This is a genomic window from Streptomyces lanatus (assembly GCF_014655715.1).
Classification (GTDB): Bacteria; Actinomycetota; Actinomycetes; order Streptomycetales; family Streptomycetaceae; genus Streptomyces; species Streptomyces lanatus.
This window is the reverse complement of record NZ_BNBM01000005.1, coordinates 414,555-428,542: the sequence shown is the minus strand read 5'-3', so window position 1 is coordinate 428,542 and position 13,988 is coordinate 414,555. Positions and strand designations below refer to the sequence as shown.

Sequence of the window (13,988 nt, the reverse complement as noted above, 5' to 3'; positions counted from 1 at the left end):
CCCACGTTGAACGCATTTCAGGTTTTCCCCGTGTTACGGAATCAGCGCAGTTCACGTACGACGGACCACACGGTGTTCGAAGTCCCGTACGAACCGGATTGTCGATCACTGCTACAGTTCCGGATCTCGACCGGATGATCGCAAATTGATCGCCGGACGACCACATTTGCCAACCACACGCCCGTCTCAGGCAGGAGGGGTCGCCCGTGGGCACGGTCGTCGACGACGCCGACTCCGTGGAGTTCCATGCCTTCTTCGAGCGGCACTACGCCGAACTCTCCCGCCTGGCCCATCTGTTGACGGGCGAGGCGGACGCCGCCGACGATCTGGCGGCGGACGCGCTGCTGGCGCTGTGGCACCGCTGGGACCGGGTGCGCGCGGCCGACCATCCGGTGGCGTACGCCCGTGGGGTGGTGGCCAATCTGGCCCGCACCAGGATCCGCAGCGCGGTGCGGGAGCGGCGGCGCATCGCCCTGTTCTGGTCGCAGCGCGAGGAGAAGGCGGAGAACCCGGATGTGCCGGGCGTCGTCGACGTCCAGGGGGCGTTGCGTAGACTTCCGTTCCGCAAACGCGCCTGTGTGGTGCTGCGGCACGCCTTCGACCTGTCGGAGAAGGACACCGCGCTCGCCCTGGGCATCTCGGTCGGTACGGTGAAGAGCCAGACCTCGAAGGGGATGGCCGAGTTGCAACGGCTGCTCGGCACGCAGCAGGCCCCGCTGAGGGTGCATGCGGCGGCGATGGCTCGCACCGGGGACGCCGCGGGAAGGAACCGATGATGCGGCGGGACGTGCACGACGAACTGCGCGCCCGGCTGCACGAGGCGGCCGAGACGCACGAGCCCGACCGCGCGCGGATCCTGGCCCGCGTCGAGCGGGGCATGGCGGATCCCGCCGGGCGGGCCCGCTCCGATCACCGGGCGACCCGTCCGCCGGTGTACGGCTGGTTCCGGGTGGTGACCGCCACAGCTGCGGTCGCCGGTGTCCTCGCGGTCGGCGGTTACGCGGTGGCGTCCGCCGTGAAGGACGACACCCCCCGGCAGACGGTGGCCACCTCACCGACGCCCACCCCGTCCCCGGACGCGACGAGCCGCGCCCCGGCCCCACCGCCGAAGCCGACCTCCCAGCCCCCGCAGCCAACGAAGCCGCCGACGCCGAAGCCGACCGCGACACCCGCCCCGCCCGCCGCCAAGGGCGAGGAGGACGGCCCGCTGTGGTCGGACGGCTCGGTGGACCCGCACAGCAACGACTTCTGGGCACAGAGCAATCTGACGCTCCGGACGAGCGAGCGACTCACCGCGCTCACCGTGCGGTTGAGGATCGCGCAGACCGGCGGGGTCACCTCGACGGGCGCCTGGCGCTCGCTGCCGGAGGACGACTTCGCCCTCACGGTCGAGGAGAAGGACGGCTTCGTCGTCTACACCTGGGTCCTCAAGGACGGCCGTACGGTCCGCGAGGGCGAGTGGGTGTTCGCCGGGCAGTACGACCATGAACGCGGCGGGCGGGACGCGAAGGACGACCGCTACGCGATGACGGCCACGGCGGGCGGCGAGCAGCTGTCCGTGGCGGGCGGCTTCGCGAGCCACGACGACAACTCCGCCACGGACGCGGGGGATTCGTAAGAAATTCCGGAAGGCACGGCAACCCTTCCTTCACCCGGGGGCGACCAGGAGTCGCAAGGATCCCCCAGGCAAGGAATCGGGTAATGACAGCACGAGCCGAACAGCGCGTCAGCCACCGCCGCAAGGTCACCAGGCGCCGGGCGCTGATCGCCGGAGCCTCCGCCCTCGGTGTCACCGGCGCTGCGATCGTCACCACGACGCTGATGTCCACCGCGGGCGCCGCGGCGTCCTGGCCGACGGAGAACGGCAGCAAGCCGGTGTCGAAGACGATCCCGGTGTCCGGCACGTACGACGGCAGGATGACGAAGTTCTACGGCACCGGCGACCTGGGCGGCAGCGGCCAGGAGGAGGGCCAGGACCCGATCTTCGAGCTCGCCGACGGCGCCGTACTGAAGAACGTCATCATCGGCACCCCGGCCGCGGACGGCGTCCACTGCAAGGGCTCCTGCACGCTGCAGAACGTGTGGTGGCTGGACGTCGGCGAGGACGCGGCCACCTTCAAGGGCAAGTCGTCGTCGGCCGTGTACACGGTGTACGGCGGCGGCGCGAAGAACGCCGACGACAAGGTGCTCCAGTTCAACGGGGCCGGAAAGCTGGTCGTCACCAAGTTCCAGGTGCAGAACTTCGGCAAGCTGGTGCGCAGTTGCGGCAACTGCTCCACGCAGTACAAGCGCACGATCATCATCAACGACGTGGATGTCACCGCACCGGGCAAGTCGATCGTCGGCGTCAACTCCAACTACGGTGACACGGCCGCGCTGCGCAAGATCCGCATCCACGGCGACAGCGGCAAGAAGGTCAAGACCTGCACCCGCTTCGAGGGCAACACCAACGGCAAGGAACCGAAGGAACTCGGCACGGGTCCCGACGGAACCGCGTGCAGGTTCTCGTCATCTGACATCACGTACCAGTGAGCACACTGGTGACGGACCTGCCGGTCTGAGCCCCCCTCGTCCGGCAGTACGGAACGCCCCACCGGTGACGGCCGGCGGGGCGTTTCTTCATGTACCAGGGGCTAGTTCATGGTCGAGCCGATGGTCGTGGAGCCGGTGGTGAGGAAGGTCGTCGCGGGGAGCGAGCCGTCCGCCTTGCGGGCTCCGTACGCGGTGGCGGCGTCGGTCGACCGGAAGGCCGGTGCCGTCACCCCGGCGTCCCAGCCGTTGGCCATGGACACGGTCGACGCCCCCGGCTTCGAGGGCCCCTTCTTGTTGCTCACCGCGAGATTGCGGCCCAGCCGGGCCTTGCCGGTGGCGAAGTAGAACCCGGTCTCGGCGTTGGCGTACGCCGTGTTCCGGTTGAGGGCGATCGCGCCGGTGTTGGAGTTCTCGGTGAAGCCGTGCAGCGTGTTGTCCCACGCGGCGTTGTTGTTGACGACATGGGCCACCGACGCTCCCCCGCCCCGAGCTTGAACCCGTTGCCGTTGCCTTCGAAAGCCCCGTCGCCCCACCGGTTCTTCCCGTTTCCGAAGGCCCAGGTGTGCTCGATGGTGACCGGCGAGGAGAACTGCCAGAGGTCGAGGCCGTCGTCGGAGTTGTTGAACAGGCGCGCCCCGGTGATCCGGTTCCCCGTCCCGGAGCCGAACTTCACGGCGATCCCGTCGGCGTTCTGCCCGTGCCCGGCGGGGTCGTAGTTGCCGTGACTGTCCAGGTTCTGCACGAGGTTGTCCGAGGTGCCGTCGCCGCGGAGCGTGAACCCGGAGTCGCCGTTGTCGGCGGTGACGAGGTTCTTGAAGACGCCGCCCACGGACGAGGTGGCGACGAAGCCCTGGGCCGGGGAGTTGACGAAGGTGAGGTCCTGGACGGTCCAGTAGTCGCCGTAGATCCCGGCCAGCCAGGAGCCGTAGGGCAGCTTCGACCCGTCGATCCGCACCTTCTCGCCGCCGTACGCCTTGAGTGTGATCCGGGCCGAACCGGTGCCGTTCGCCGTGGACTTGAGGGTCTTCGACGGGGTGTACGTGCCGCCGCGGACCAGGATCGTCGTACCGGCCCTCGCGCCCGCCACCGCAGACTCCAGCTGGGCGGTGCCGGTCACGGTGACCGTCGCCGGGGCGGCCTCGGCACCGCCTTCGGAGAGGCCGAGGTAGACGCCGCCCGCCCCGGAGGCGACGGCGATCGCGGCGGCGATGGAGAGGGTGCGGGTCCGGCGGTGGCGTCCGGTGCTGTGACGCACGGGGCGTTCCTTTCCTTGGGGACGTGACGCCGGGGAGTCGTCGCCGTGGCGGGACGAGGTTGCCGCGCCCCCGCGAAAACAAACGAAACTTTCGCTTCCCGTGAGCGCTCACTCACCGATTGACGTGCCGTTTCCCACTGGTGACACTCCGATGGCGCGCTCACCACCCAACATAAACCCCCACACTCACACAGGAGCGGCATGCGCCCAAGAATCCTCCTCGTCGCCTGTCTCTCACTCTTGCTCGCCCTGGTCACCGCCCCGCCCGGTTCCGCCCGTTCAGGAGCACCACCCGTGAAGCAGCCCAAGTACGCCGGCTATCTCTTCGCCTACTTCACCGGCGAGGGCACCGCCGACGGCGAGCAGATCCGCTACGCCCTCAGCCGCGGCAACGACCCGCTGCACTGGCGGGAGCTGAACCAGGGCAAGCCCGTGCTCACCTCCACGACCGGCGAGAAGGGGCTGCGCGATCCCTTCGTGATCCGCTCCCCGAAGGGCGACAAGTTCTATCTGATCGCGACCGATCTGCGCATGTACCAGAACAGCAGCGGTAGTTGGGACGAGGTCCAGCGGCACGGCAGCAAATCGATCATGATCTGGGAGTCCACCGACCTGGTCCACTGGACCGACCAGCGCCTGGTGAAGGTCGCCCCCGACAACGCGGGCAACACCTGGGCGCCGGAGGCCTACTGGGACGACGAGCGCGGCGAGTACGTCGTCTTCTGGGCGTCGAAGCTGTACGCCGCCGACGATCCCGGCCACACCGGATCGACGTACAACAAGATGCTGTACGCGACGACGAAGGACTTCCGTACCTTCAGCGAGCCGAAGGTCTGGGACGATCCCGGCTACTCGGTCATCGACTCGACGGTCGTGAAGCACGAGGACACCTACTACCGCTACACCAAGGACGAACGGGACCCGAGCTCCTCCAGCCCCTGCTCGAAGTTCATCACCGCGGAGAAGTCGACGAGCCTGACCGACACCTCGTACGACTTCGTCGCGGACTGCGTCGGCAGCGGGGCGATGGAGCGCGGTGAAGGTCCGACGGTCTTCAAGTCCAACACCGAGGACAAGTGGTACCTGTTCATCGACGAGTACGGCGGCCGCGGTTACGTCCCCTTCGAGACGACCGACCTCGACTCGGGCAAGTGGACCCCGTCCACGAACTACCAGCTGCCCGCCAGCCCCCGGCACGGCACGGTGCTTCCGGTGACGCAGCGGGAGTACGACCGGCTGCTCGCCGCGTATCCCGCGAGCCCGGCGTCGCTGGTGGACGCGACGGCGAAGGACCAGAACGGGTACGCCATCGTCACCGAGAGCGCCTCCAAGGTCGTGCTCCCGATGGAGCCGGACGCCGACCTCGCACGGCTGGCCCCGAAGCTCTGGGCCGGTGAGGGCGCCACGGTCAGACCGCGCTCCGGCACCCGCCGCGACTTCCGCAAGCCGCAGAAGTACACGGTGACGGCGGCGGACGGGACGAGACGCACCTGGACGGTCGAGGCCGCCCGCAACCGCAGCCCGCTCCTGCCCGGCCTCAACGCCGACCCCGATGTGCACTACCTCGACGGGGAGTACTGGATCTACCCGACGACGGACGGCTTCCAGGGCTGGAGCGGGACGCGGTTCAAGGCGTACTCGTCCAAGGACCTGGTCCACTGGAAGGACCACGGAGTCATCCTCGATCTCGGGCCGGACGTGTCGTGGGCGGACAAGTACGCCTGGGCTCCGGCTATCGCCGAGCGCGACGGCAAGTACTACTTCTACTTCTGCGCCGAGCAGCAGATCGGCGTGGCGGTGGCCGACTCCCCGGCCGGGCCGTTCAAGGACGCGCTGGGCAAGCCGCTGGTGGCGAAGGGCGGTTCGCTCCAGGGCCAGATGATCGACCCCGCGGTGTTCACGGACGACGACGGGCAGGCGTATCTGTACTGGGGCAACGGGCACGGGTATGTCGTCCCGCTGAACGACGACATGGTGTCGTTCGACGCGTCGAAGGTGAAGGACATCACCCCGGACAACTTCCGCGAGGGCTCCTTCGTGATCAAGCGGAAGGGCACGTACTACTTCATGTGGTCGGAGGACGACACCCGCAGCGAGAACTACCACGTCGCCTATGCCACGGGCCCGTCCCCGCTCGGCCCCTGGACCAAGAAGGGCACGATCCTGTCCAAGCGCCCCGAGTACGGGATCCTCGGCACGGGCCACCACTCGGTGGTGAACACGCCCGGAACCGACGACTGGTACATCGTCTACCACCGCTTCGCCCTGAACGGCCCCGGGCGGCCGGGTGGTGACGGCATGCACCGGGAGACGACCGTCGACCGCATGGAGTTCGCGGCCGACGGCACGATCGAGCCGGTGGTGCCGACGCTGGAGGGCATCAGGCCCGTGCGGCGCTAGTTCATCGTCGCCCCGATGGTGGTGCTGCCCGTGGTCAGGAAGGTGGTCGCGGGCAGCGTGCCGCTGGAGCTGCGCGCGTTGTACGTGCTGGAGGCGTCCGTCGACCGGAAGGCGGGCGTGGCGATCCCGGAGTCCCAGTTGTTGCCGGCCGACACCACCGCGGAGCCCTTGTTCACCTGGCCGCCGCCGTTGCCGACGGCGAGGTTCTTGCCGAGGCGGGCGGCGCCGGTGGCGAAGTAGTAGCCCCACTTGGCGTTGGCGTAGGCGGTGGTGCGGTTGATGACGATGGCGCCCTTGTTGCTGTTCTCGGTGAAGCCGTTGCCGGCGTTGTCCCAGGCGGCGGAGTTGTTGATGACATGCGCGACGACCTCGCCGTCGCCGCCCAGCTTGTAGCCGTTGCCGTCGCCCGCGAAGGCCGAGTCCGACCAGCGGTTCTTGCCGTTGCCCATGGCCCAGGTGTGCTCGACGGTGACCGGCGAGGAGAAGGACCAGAAGTCCAGCCCGTCGTCCGAGTTGTTGTAGAGGCGGGCGCCGGTGATCAGGTTCCCGGTGCCGGAGCCGAACTTGACCGCGATGCCGTCGGCGTTCTCCCCGTGGGTGACGGCGTCGTAGTGGCCGTAGGAGTCGATGTTGCGGACCGTGTTGTTGACGGTGCCGTCTCCGGTGAGGGTGAAGCCGGAGTCGCCGCCGTTGATGGTCTTGATGTTGTTCCAGTTGGTGCCGGTGCAGGACTGGCAGACGACCGCGCTGTCCGGGGAGTTCTGGAAGGTGATGTTGGAGACGTTCCAGTAGTCGGCGGTCAGCTTGAAGATCCAGGAGCCGGACGGCAGTGAGGACCCGTCGATCTTCACGGTCTCCGAGCCGTACGCGGTGAGCGTGACCGGCGACGACGAGGTGCCGTTGGCCGTGGACTGCAGGGTGGCCGTCGGGTAGTAGGTGCCGCCGCGGACCTGGATGACGGTGCCGGCGGTGGCGTTCTTGATGGCGTTGGACAGGTCGGTCGAGTTGCTGACGACCACGGTCGCGGCCTGCGCCTGGGTGGGGAGCACGGCGAGGCCGGTGCCCAGGGTGAGGGCGGCCACTGCGGTGAGAGCGGTACGACGAGACATGGAGTGCGGTCCTTTCGTCGTGCGGTGGGGGGAATGCACATAGGGACGGTCACAGGACTGAGTCGAGCCACATGAAGACGTCGTCCTGCATGGGTGCGGTGAACACATGGCCGAGGTCCGGCCAGGTCGTCAGCCGCAGCCGCTCCTCGGCGTGGCGGGAACGCCAGACGGCGCGCAGCTTGTCGTACGCCACGCGGACTCCGTCGGCGGGGAACAGCGGGTCGAGCCCGCCGCCCACGAACAGCATCGGCCTGGGTGCGGCGATGCTCGCCACGTCGGGGAAGTCGAGACGCCGGGCGAGCCCGGGGTGGAGCATGTAGTACGCCGACTGGCCGCGCAGGGCGTTGTTGCCGGGCACCATCATTTCCTTCAGGCCGGTCATCCAGCCGACGGAGGCGGCGGCGGTGACGGTGTCGGTCAGCGCGGCGGTCTGCCAGGCGCGGTAGGCGCCCATGGAGAAGCCGAGGGCCCCGATCCGGCCGGGGTCCACGCGGTCGAGTCCCGCGAGGAAGTCGGCGGCACGGGCGTCCTCGCGGGCCATCAGACCGGCGAGGGAGGAGCCGAGGTGGTAGAGGTTGCTCGCCAGGGCCTGCTGGGCGTCGTACGTCATCGGCCCCCGGTCGCCGAAGCCGAGGGCGTCCAGGGCGAGGACGACATAGCCGCGCCGGGCCAGCTCGTCGCCGACGAACCTGCCGCTGAAGTGGGCGTCGGCCCACACCTGGGCAGAGGCGAGGCGGCTGTCGTCGTACCAGGGCCGGACGCACTTCTCCTTCCCTATGTCGAAGGTCGCCCCGTGATCATGGAGGAGCAGGACGGCGGGGAACGGGCCGGGGCCGTGCGGGGTGAGCAGGGCGCCTCGGACGCGCTCGTGGCGGGTGAGGGAGAGGGTCACCAGTTCCCGCGTGCAGCCGGGACCCTCGGCCGACTCGCCGAATTCGGGTGCGTACGGCGTCCCGTCCTGCCGCTCCACGACGAGGTGCGCCTCGACCTCGGCACGGGCCGCCTCACGCCACGCCCGGAAATCGCGGATCGGTGAACTTCCCCAGGCCAGCGGGAAGTCGAGCTCCTTCTTCAGCGCCGCGTGGAGGTCAGGGATGTCCATGTGCTCTCCCCGTACCGGCGTGCCGCAGGACGTACGCCTCGACCGCGGCCGCGGACCTGAGGGGCCGGTAGCCGTAGACGTCGGCGGGGTCCCAGCCGGCGTCGGGCGTGAGGCCGAGGTCGGTCGCCAGCTCGTTCAGCCGGGCGGGGTGGCCGTCGAACCACGATCCGGTGTCCTGGAAGCGGTCGCCGCCGTAGTCCGCGAGGGCCTGCCGGTGCCGGAACACATTGCGCTCGGAGAAGATCGCGGACTCCACCCCCACGCCGAGGGCGTAGAGAGGGTCGGCGGCCCGTCCCCGGTACACGTTGTTTAGGACGTGCACCTGCCCGAAGCGGACGCGCGGTGCGCGCTGCACGATGTCGTCGAACAGGTTCCGGACGAAGGTCACCTTCAGATGCCCCCGGTCCCGGTCACCGCGCCCGTCCCCGGACCCGATCAGGACCGCCTTGTCATGGTCGTCGAAACGGCTGTCGGAGACGGTGATGAAGTCGGAGCCGTCCTCGATGTCGAGCAGCCCGTCGTGCCGCTGGACGCGCTCGCCGTGGAATCCGAGGGGTGCGGAACGGTCTGGGAAGCGGCCGTCGGTGAAGGCGCAGTGGTCGATCCAGATGTTCCTGCCGGTGATCACGGTCAGCGCGTCGAAGCGGGCGTTCCAGCCGTCATCAGGGGCCCAGGTCGTGAAGTGGTCGACCGGCGCTTCGAGTCGAAGGTTCCTGATCACGATGTTCGTGCCGGTGTTGACGGTCAGGAAGACACCGAGGAGCCGCGCGTCGGCGCCGACCCCCACCAGCGTGGTGTTGCTCGGCACGGTCAGCTGGATCTGCGCCTTCTCGTTGTTCGACCCCGTCTGACGCAGCTGCCGCTGCCGCTTGCAGTACTCGTACCGGGTGTCCGACCACTCGGCCCCGTCCTCCCCGAAACAGGACATGTACTGGGCGAGGTCGTACCCGGGCGCGTAGTCCTGCTCCCCGAGCAGCGAACCGTCCGCCGCCTCATGCCCGTCGATGTCACCGACGACCCGGATCACCTTGCGCGCGGCCGGGTCGCCGTCGTTCGCGAGGGCCTCCTTGAGCTCGGCACGGGTGCGCACAGTCCAGGTCGCGCCACCCGCACCGCCCGTGGTGCCAGTCCCCCAGCCGACGGGCTCCTGGTCGGTGGCGGCCGAGGCCTGGACGGGCCAGAGGAAGGACAGGCAGACGAGGAGGGCGGCCACCCTACGCATACGGCCGCCACCCACCGAGATAGGCCCGCACGGTATACAACTCGGCTTCCGCTAGGGCGAGTTGAGGCCGGTTCTCCGGAACCGTCACGACCGCGCCCGGACCGCTGTTGCGATACTCCCGGAACCGCATGCTCTGCCACGGATACTGCTCACGCATGTTCGTGTACGGCGCCGCCGCGTCGATCCCCGGCCCGATCCGGGTGTCCCGCACGACGAGAGACGGCCAGGCGGTGGTCTCGTACGTCGGCACCCAGGGCCGCGCCAGCTTGTACGCCCCGTCCTCGGCGCCGGAGGTGATGCGGGAGCGGACCGCCAGGATGCCGTGCGGGTTGGCGCGGGCGGTGGACGGGGCGAAGACCATGCCCTTGGGGGTGAAGTCCACATCGCGCCGGAGCGTGCGGAAGTGGCAGTCCTCGAAGACGGCCGTGGCCCGCCCGAAGACGAAGTCGACGTCGCCTTCGATGTAGCAGTGGTGGAAGTACTGCCGGTCGAAAGCGTCCAGCGCGGTCGTGTCGACGAAGAGGGTGTCCTGGTGGGCGAGGAGACGGACGTTCTCGAAGTGGGTCCGGTCGCCGGTGACGTACGCGGCGACGGCCTGCGTCCCCGTGATGTCCGGGTGGTCGGCGCGCAGCCAGTCGTTGGCCAGGGTCAGATCGCGGACGGTGAGCCCGGGCGCCGCCGAGCTGAAGGTGGCGGAACCGGCGGTGCCGTAGGTGCCGGAGCCGTCGGGCTTCGGGGTGCCGTTGGCGTTGTCGTACACGATGACGACATCGCGCGGGTCGCGGGTGGCACCGCGCAAGGTCAACTCGCGTGTACTTATTGGTACTTGAATGACCTCGCGATACGTCCCCGGGTGCACGACGATCGTCCAGCCGGGCCCGGTGACGCGGTCCACGGCCGCCTGCACGGAGTCGCCGGGGCGGACGTGCAGGACGCGGTGACCGATAGCGAACGCCGGGGTGGCGGCACCGGTCAGTGCTCCGGCGACACCGGCAGCGAGAAGGGCTCGCCTGCGCATGTCAGCAGCCCTCCCGCCAGGGCGCCCAGTCGCCGAGGTACGTCTCGCGGGTCGCCGACTCGGCCTGTACGGCGGTGAGTTGAGGCCGGTTCTCCGGGACGGTGACGCGGGCTCCCGGCCCGGTGTTGCGGTACTCGGCGAAACGCTGCTCCTGCCAAGGGAAGCTGTCCGACATGTTGGCGTAGGGCGCGACCACGTCGATGCCGGGGCCGAGGTGGGTGTCGCGGACGGTGAGCGACGGGTGGGCGGTGGTGTCGGAGCTGGGGACCCAGGGGCGGGCGAGTTTGTAGTAGGCGTCCGGGGCTTCGCTGGTGACACGGCTGTCCGTCACCAGATAGCCGCGCGGGTTGGCGCCCGCCGTCGCGGGCGCGAGTACGAAGCCGTACGGGGCCGAGGTGAGGTCGGTCCGGGTCAGGGTCCGGAAGTGGCAGTGCTCGTACACGGCCGTGGCCCGGCCGAAGACGAAGTCGACGTCACCCTCCACATAGCAGTGCGCGAAGTACTGGCGGGCGAAGGCGGTCAGGGCCATCGAGTCGGCGTACAGGGTGTCCTGGTGGCCGAGGAAGCGGCAGCGGTGGAACGCGGACCGGTCGCCCTGCACCTTGATGGCGACGGCCTGGGTGCCGCTGACGCCGGGGTGGTCGGCGCGCAGCCAGTCGTTGGCGAAGGTGATGCGGTGGGCGGTGAAACCGGGCGCCTGGACGAGAGTGGTGGCGGAGCCGGTGGTGCCGTAGGTGCCGCCGCCGGGCTTGGGGGTGCCGGCGGCGTTGTCGTAGACGATGACGACATCACGCGGGTCGTCTCCGGCGCCGAGCCAGGTCATCTCCGTACGGCCGGGGTCGACGGCGACCGTCTCCCGGTAGGTGCCCGGTGCGATGACGAGCGTCCAGCCGCTGCCGGTCGCGGCGGTGACGGCGGCCTGGACGGAGGTGAAGTCGCCGTGTCCTGAGGCGTCGACGTACAGGGTCTGCGGGGTGAGGCGCGCGGCCGGGGCGCCGTAGCGGCCGAACGGGCGCGGTCGGGTGGCGGCTCGCGCGGGGGCGGAGGCCAGCGCGAGGGCGGCTCCGATGGCGGCGCTCGCGGTGAGGAACCGCCGTCTGGGCAGGGGGAGTCGAAGGTGGGGCGAGGGCATGCGGGTGCTCCTTCGCAGTGGGCCGGGGCTGCGCGCCCCGGCCCGGCGGGGGTGGGTCAGTGCAGGCGGCCGGCGCCCGCGCAGCGGTTGACGATCCCCGGCAGCGCCTTGGGGCTGTCGACCTTCGTCCGCAGGGTCGGCTTCCAGCCGGCGCCGGCCTGGAGGGTCTCCTCCGGGATCTCGGCGTTGTGGACGGCGATGAGGTCCGTCAGCTTGCCGTTGACGTAGTTGTTCTCGGCGGTCAGCGGCGACTCGTTCCACTTCTTCAGGACCTTGCCGACGCTCGCGCCGGCCGGCAGCGAGACGGCGTTGTCGGTGGCGTGGAGCTGCGAGGAGATACCGACGCCGAAGATGTAGTAGTCGTCCTTCTGTTCCTCGGTCACCACGTAGTGGTTGTTGTAGACGTCGACCTGGCCGAACCGCACGCGCGGGGAGCGCTGGAGGATGCCCTCGAAGCGGTTGTGGTGCATGGTGACCTTGAGCTTGCCGCCGTCGGTGGTGGCGAGGCCGTCGCCGTTGCCGATCAGCATGTTCTTGTCGTGGTCCTGGTAGCGGTTCCAGGACACGGTCACGTAGTTGGAGCCGCGCACGATGTCCGTCAGTCCGTCGTGCTGCTGGAACCTCTTGCCGAAGTAGACCGGCCGCTCGCTGTCGGGGTAGCGCCCGTCGGTGAACGTGTTGTGGTCGAGCCACACATGGTCGGTGCCGTAGACGACCACGGCGTCGTACTCGGAGTTCCAGTTCCCGGTCTTGTTGTCGTCGGTGGGATCCCACTTGGGGAAGCAGTCGAGCGGGGCCTCGATGGTGAGGTTGCGCATGATGACGTTCGAGACGCCCTTGATCTGGAGGCTGCCGCCGAGGATGCCGGAGTCCTTGCCGACGCCGACGATGGTGGTGTTGCTGGGGACGTTGGCCTTGATCGCCGAGTCCTGGTTGGCCATGGATGCGACCCGTGCGTCCTCCTGCGGACCCTTGGCGACCTCGTCGTTGCCGTAGACGGCCGGGTCGTAGTCCTTGAGGTACTGCTGGAAGTCGTAACCGCCGGTGACGAAGGCCTCGCAGCCCTCGGAGACGGCGTCGATCATGCCCTTGACCTTGATGATCTTCGGCGCGTCACCGCCGTCCTTCAGCGCGGCCTTGAACTCGGCCCAGGTGGTGACGGTGTAGACATGCTCGGCGTCGGCGGCCGACCCACCGGTCGTCCCGGCGCCCTCCGACCCCCAGCCGTCGTTCGCGCCCAGGACCTGCCGGCCGAGATCGCGGGGCCCGGCCTGGGCGGTGGTGCCGGTGAGACCGAGAAGGAGCGCGGTGCAGCCGACCAGCACAGTGGCCGTGGTTTTGCCATGCCCATGCCATACGGATGTGTTCATGGTGCGGTTCCTTTTCCTGCGATCGGGGTGGTCAGGCGGTGATGGCCTGCGGCCAGGTGATCCAGCTCTCCGGGATCTCGTCGTCCAGCCGGCACACGTCCCGCGCGGCCAGCACACGCGTGCGCACCAGCTCCCGCGCGACGAGCCGCGCCACGGCGATGGCGCCCGGCGGATTGAAGTGCGTGTTGTCCTGTTCGGTGGCGGTCCAGTTGAAGTACGTCTTCGTCCCCTCGACCCCGAGCTCCTGCCACAGCGCGAGCGACAGCGCCTGAAGGTCGAGCAGCGAGACCCGCTCCTCCTGCGCGAGCGCGCGCATCGCCGCCGGATAGTCGCCGTGGGTCGGCACGGCGTTGCCGCCCGCGTCGAACCTGCGGCGTTCGACGGCCGTCGCCAGGACTGGCCGGGCCCCACGCGCCCGCGCGCCCTCGACGTACAGCCGTAGATAGTCCTGATACGTCGACCAGGGCTCGGTGTACCGGGTGGGGTCGTCCTTCTTCTCGTCGTTGTGCGCGAACTGGATGAGGAGGAGATCGCCGGGCTGGATGGCGGCAAGAATGACGTCCAGCCGCCCTTCATCTACGAAGCTCTTGGAACTACGTCCGTTCACCGCGTGATTGGAGACGGGAAGGTCCCGGTGAAGGAAGAAGGGGAGTGCCATGCCCCACCCGGTTTCGGGGGCGGCATCGGCGTATTTCTGGGCGGCGGTGGAATCACCGGCGATGTAGAGGGTGCGGCGGCGCTGGCTGGCCTGGGCGGTTCCGATGCCCGAAAGGGCGAGAGGAACGGCGGCGATCATGGCCGCAGTAACCTGTCTACGGGTAAGTGACAAGACCGTGCACCTTTCTAAC

General features: G+C 69.1%; 11 protein-coding genes and 1 pseudogene. 4 read left to right on the top strand and 8 right to left on the bottom strand.

The features are described 5' to 3' along the window. The first annotated feature begins 206 nt into the window (after positions 1-206). From IE325_RS16800 to IE325_RS16790, 3 genes are all read left to right on the top strand, one after another. The gene (locus tag IE325_RS16800; protein ID WP_190070706.1) at positions 207-776 is read left to right on the top strand and encodes a SigE family RNA polymerase sigma factor; all 570 of its coding nucleotides are present in this window, start codon (positions 207-209) and stop codon (positions 774-776) included. Then, complete coding sequence (locus IE325_RS16795) at positions 773-1,618, top strand: anti-sigma factor (protein ID WP_190070705.1); 846 nt, start codon at positions 773-775, stop codon at positions 1,616-1,618. The genes IE325_RS16800 and IE325_RS16795 overlap by 4 nt, the downstream gene beginning before the upstream one ends. A gap of 83 nt (positions 1,619-1,701) precedes the next feature. Next, on the top strand, positions 1,702-2,532 hold the full coding sequence (locus IE325_RS16790) for a pectate lyase (protein ID WP_190070704.1): 831 nt from the start codon (positions 1,702-1,704) through the stop codon (positions 2,530-2,532). Between the two features lie 101 nt (positions 2,533-2,633). Here the strand turns inward: IE325_RS16790 and IE325_RS16785 are convergent. Beyond that, a pseudogene (locus IE325_RS16785) lies at positions 2,634-3,787 on the bottom strand (right-handed parallel beta-helix repeat-containing protein). 201 nt (positions 3,788-3,988) lie between these two features. Between IE325_RS16785 and IE325_RS16780 the strand changes: the two are divergent. Next, positions 3,989-6,187, top strand: coding sequence for a glycoside hydrolase family 43 protein (locus tag IE325_RS16780; RefSeq protein ID WP_190070703.1), 2,199 nt, complete (start codon positions 3,989-3,991; stop codon positions 6,185-6,187). On the opposite strand, the gene IE325_RS16775 is transcribed toward IE325_RS16780, so the two are convergent. Genes IE325_RS16775 through IE325_RS16745 form a run of 7 tightly spaced genes read right to left on the bottom strand, consistent with a single transcriptional unit; the run spans position 6,184 to position 13,969 of the window. Continuing rightward, positions 6,184-7,296 carry a right-handed parallel beta-helix repeat-containing protein gene (locus tag IE325_RS16775; RefSeq protein ID WP_190070702.1) on the bottom strand — a complete coding sequence of 371 codons (1,113 nt, stop codon included), beginning with the start codon at positions 7,294-7,296 and terminating at the stop codon, positions 6,184-6,186. The genes IE325_RS16780 and IE325_RS16775 overlap by 4 nt on opposite strands. A gap of 49 nt (positions 7,297-7,345) precedes the next feature. After that, entirely contained in the window at positions 7,346-8,398 is a 1,053-nt protein-coding gene (locus tag IE325_RS16770; RefSeq protein ID WP_190070701.1) for a dienelactone hydrolase family protein, read from the bottom strand. After that, positions 8,385-9,620 carry a pectate lyase family protein gene (locus IE325_RS16765; RefSeq protein ID WP_190070700.1) on the bottom strand — a complete coding sequence of 412 codons (1,236 nt, stop codon included), beginning with the start codon at positions 9,618-9,620 and terminating at the stop codon, positions 8,385-8,387. The genes IE325_RS16770 and IE325_RS16765 overlap by 14 nt, the downstream gene beginning before the upstream one ends. Beyond that, a complete protein-coding gene (locus IE325_RS16760) occupies positions 9,613-10,638 on the bottom strand; it encodes a pectinesterase family protein (protein ID WP_190070699.1) in 1,026 nt (341 codons plus the stop codon). Before IE325_RS16760 ends, IE325_RS16765 begins: the two co-directional genes overlap by 8 nt. Before the next feature lies 1 nt (position 10,639). Then, complete coding sequence (locus tag IE325_RS16755) at positions 10,640-11,770, bottom strand: pectinesterase family protein (protein WP_190070698.1); 1,131 nt, start codon at positions 11,768-11,770, stop codon at positions 10,640-10,642. Positions 11,771-11,826: 56 nt separating this feature from the next. Beyond that, entirely contained in the window at positions 11,827-13,140 is a 1,314-nt protein-coding gene (locus IE325_RS16750) for a pectate lyase family protein (protein ID WP_190070697.1), read from the bottom strand. Positions 13,141-13,171: 31 nt separating this feature from the next. Continuing rightward, on the bottom strand, positions 13,172-13,969 hold the full coding sequence (locus IE325_RS16745; RefSeq protein WP_190070696.1) for a rhamnogalacturonan acetylesterase: 798 nt from the start codon (positions 13,967-13,969) through the stop codon (positions 13,172-13,174). Positions 13,970-13,988 lie beyond the last annotated feature (19 nt).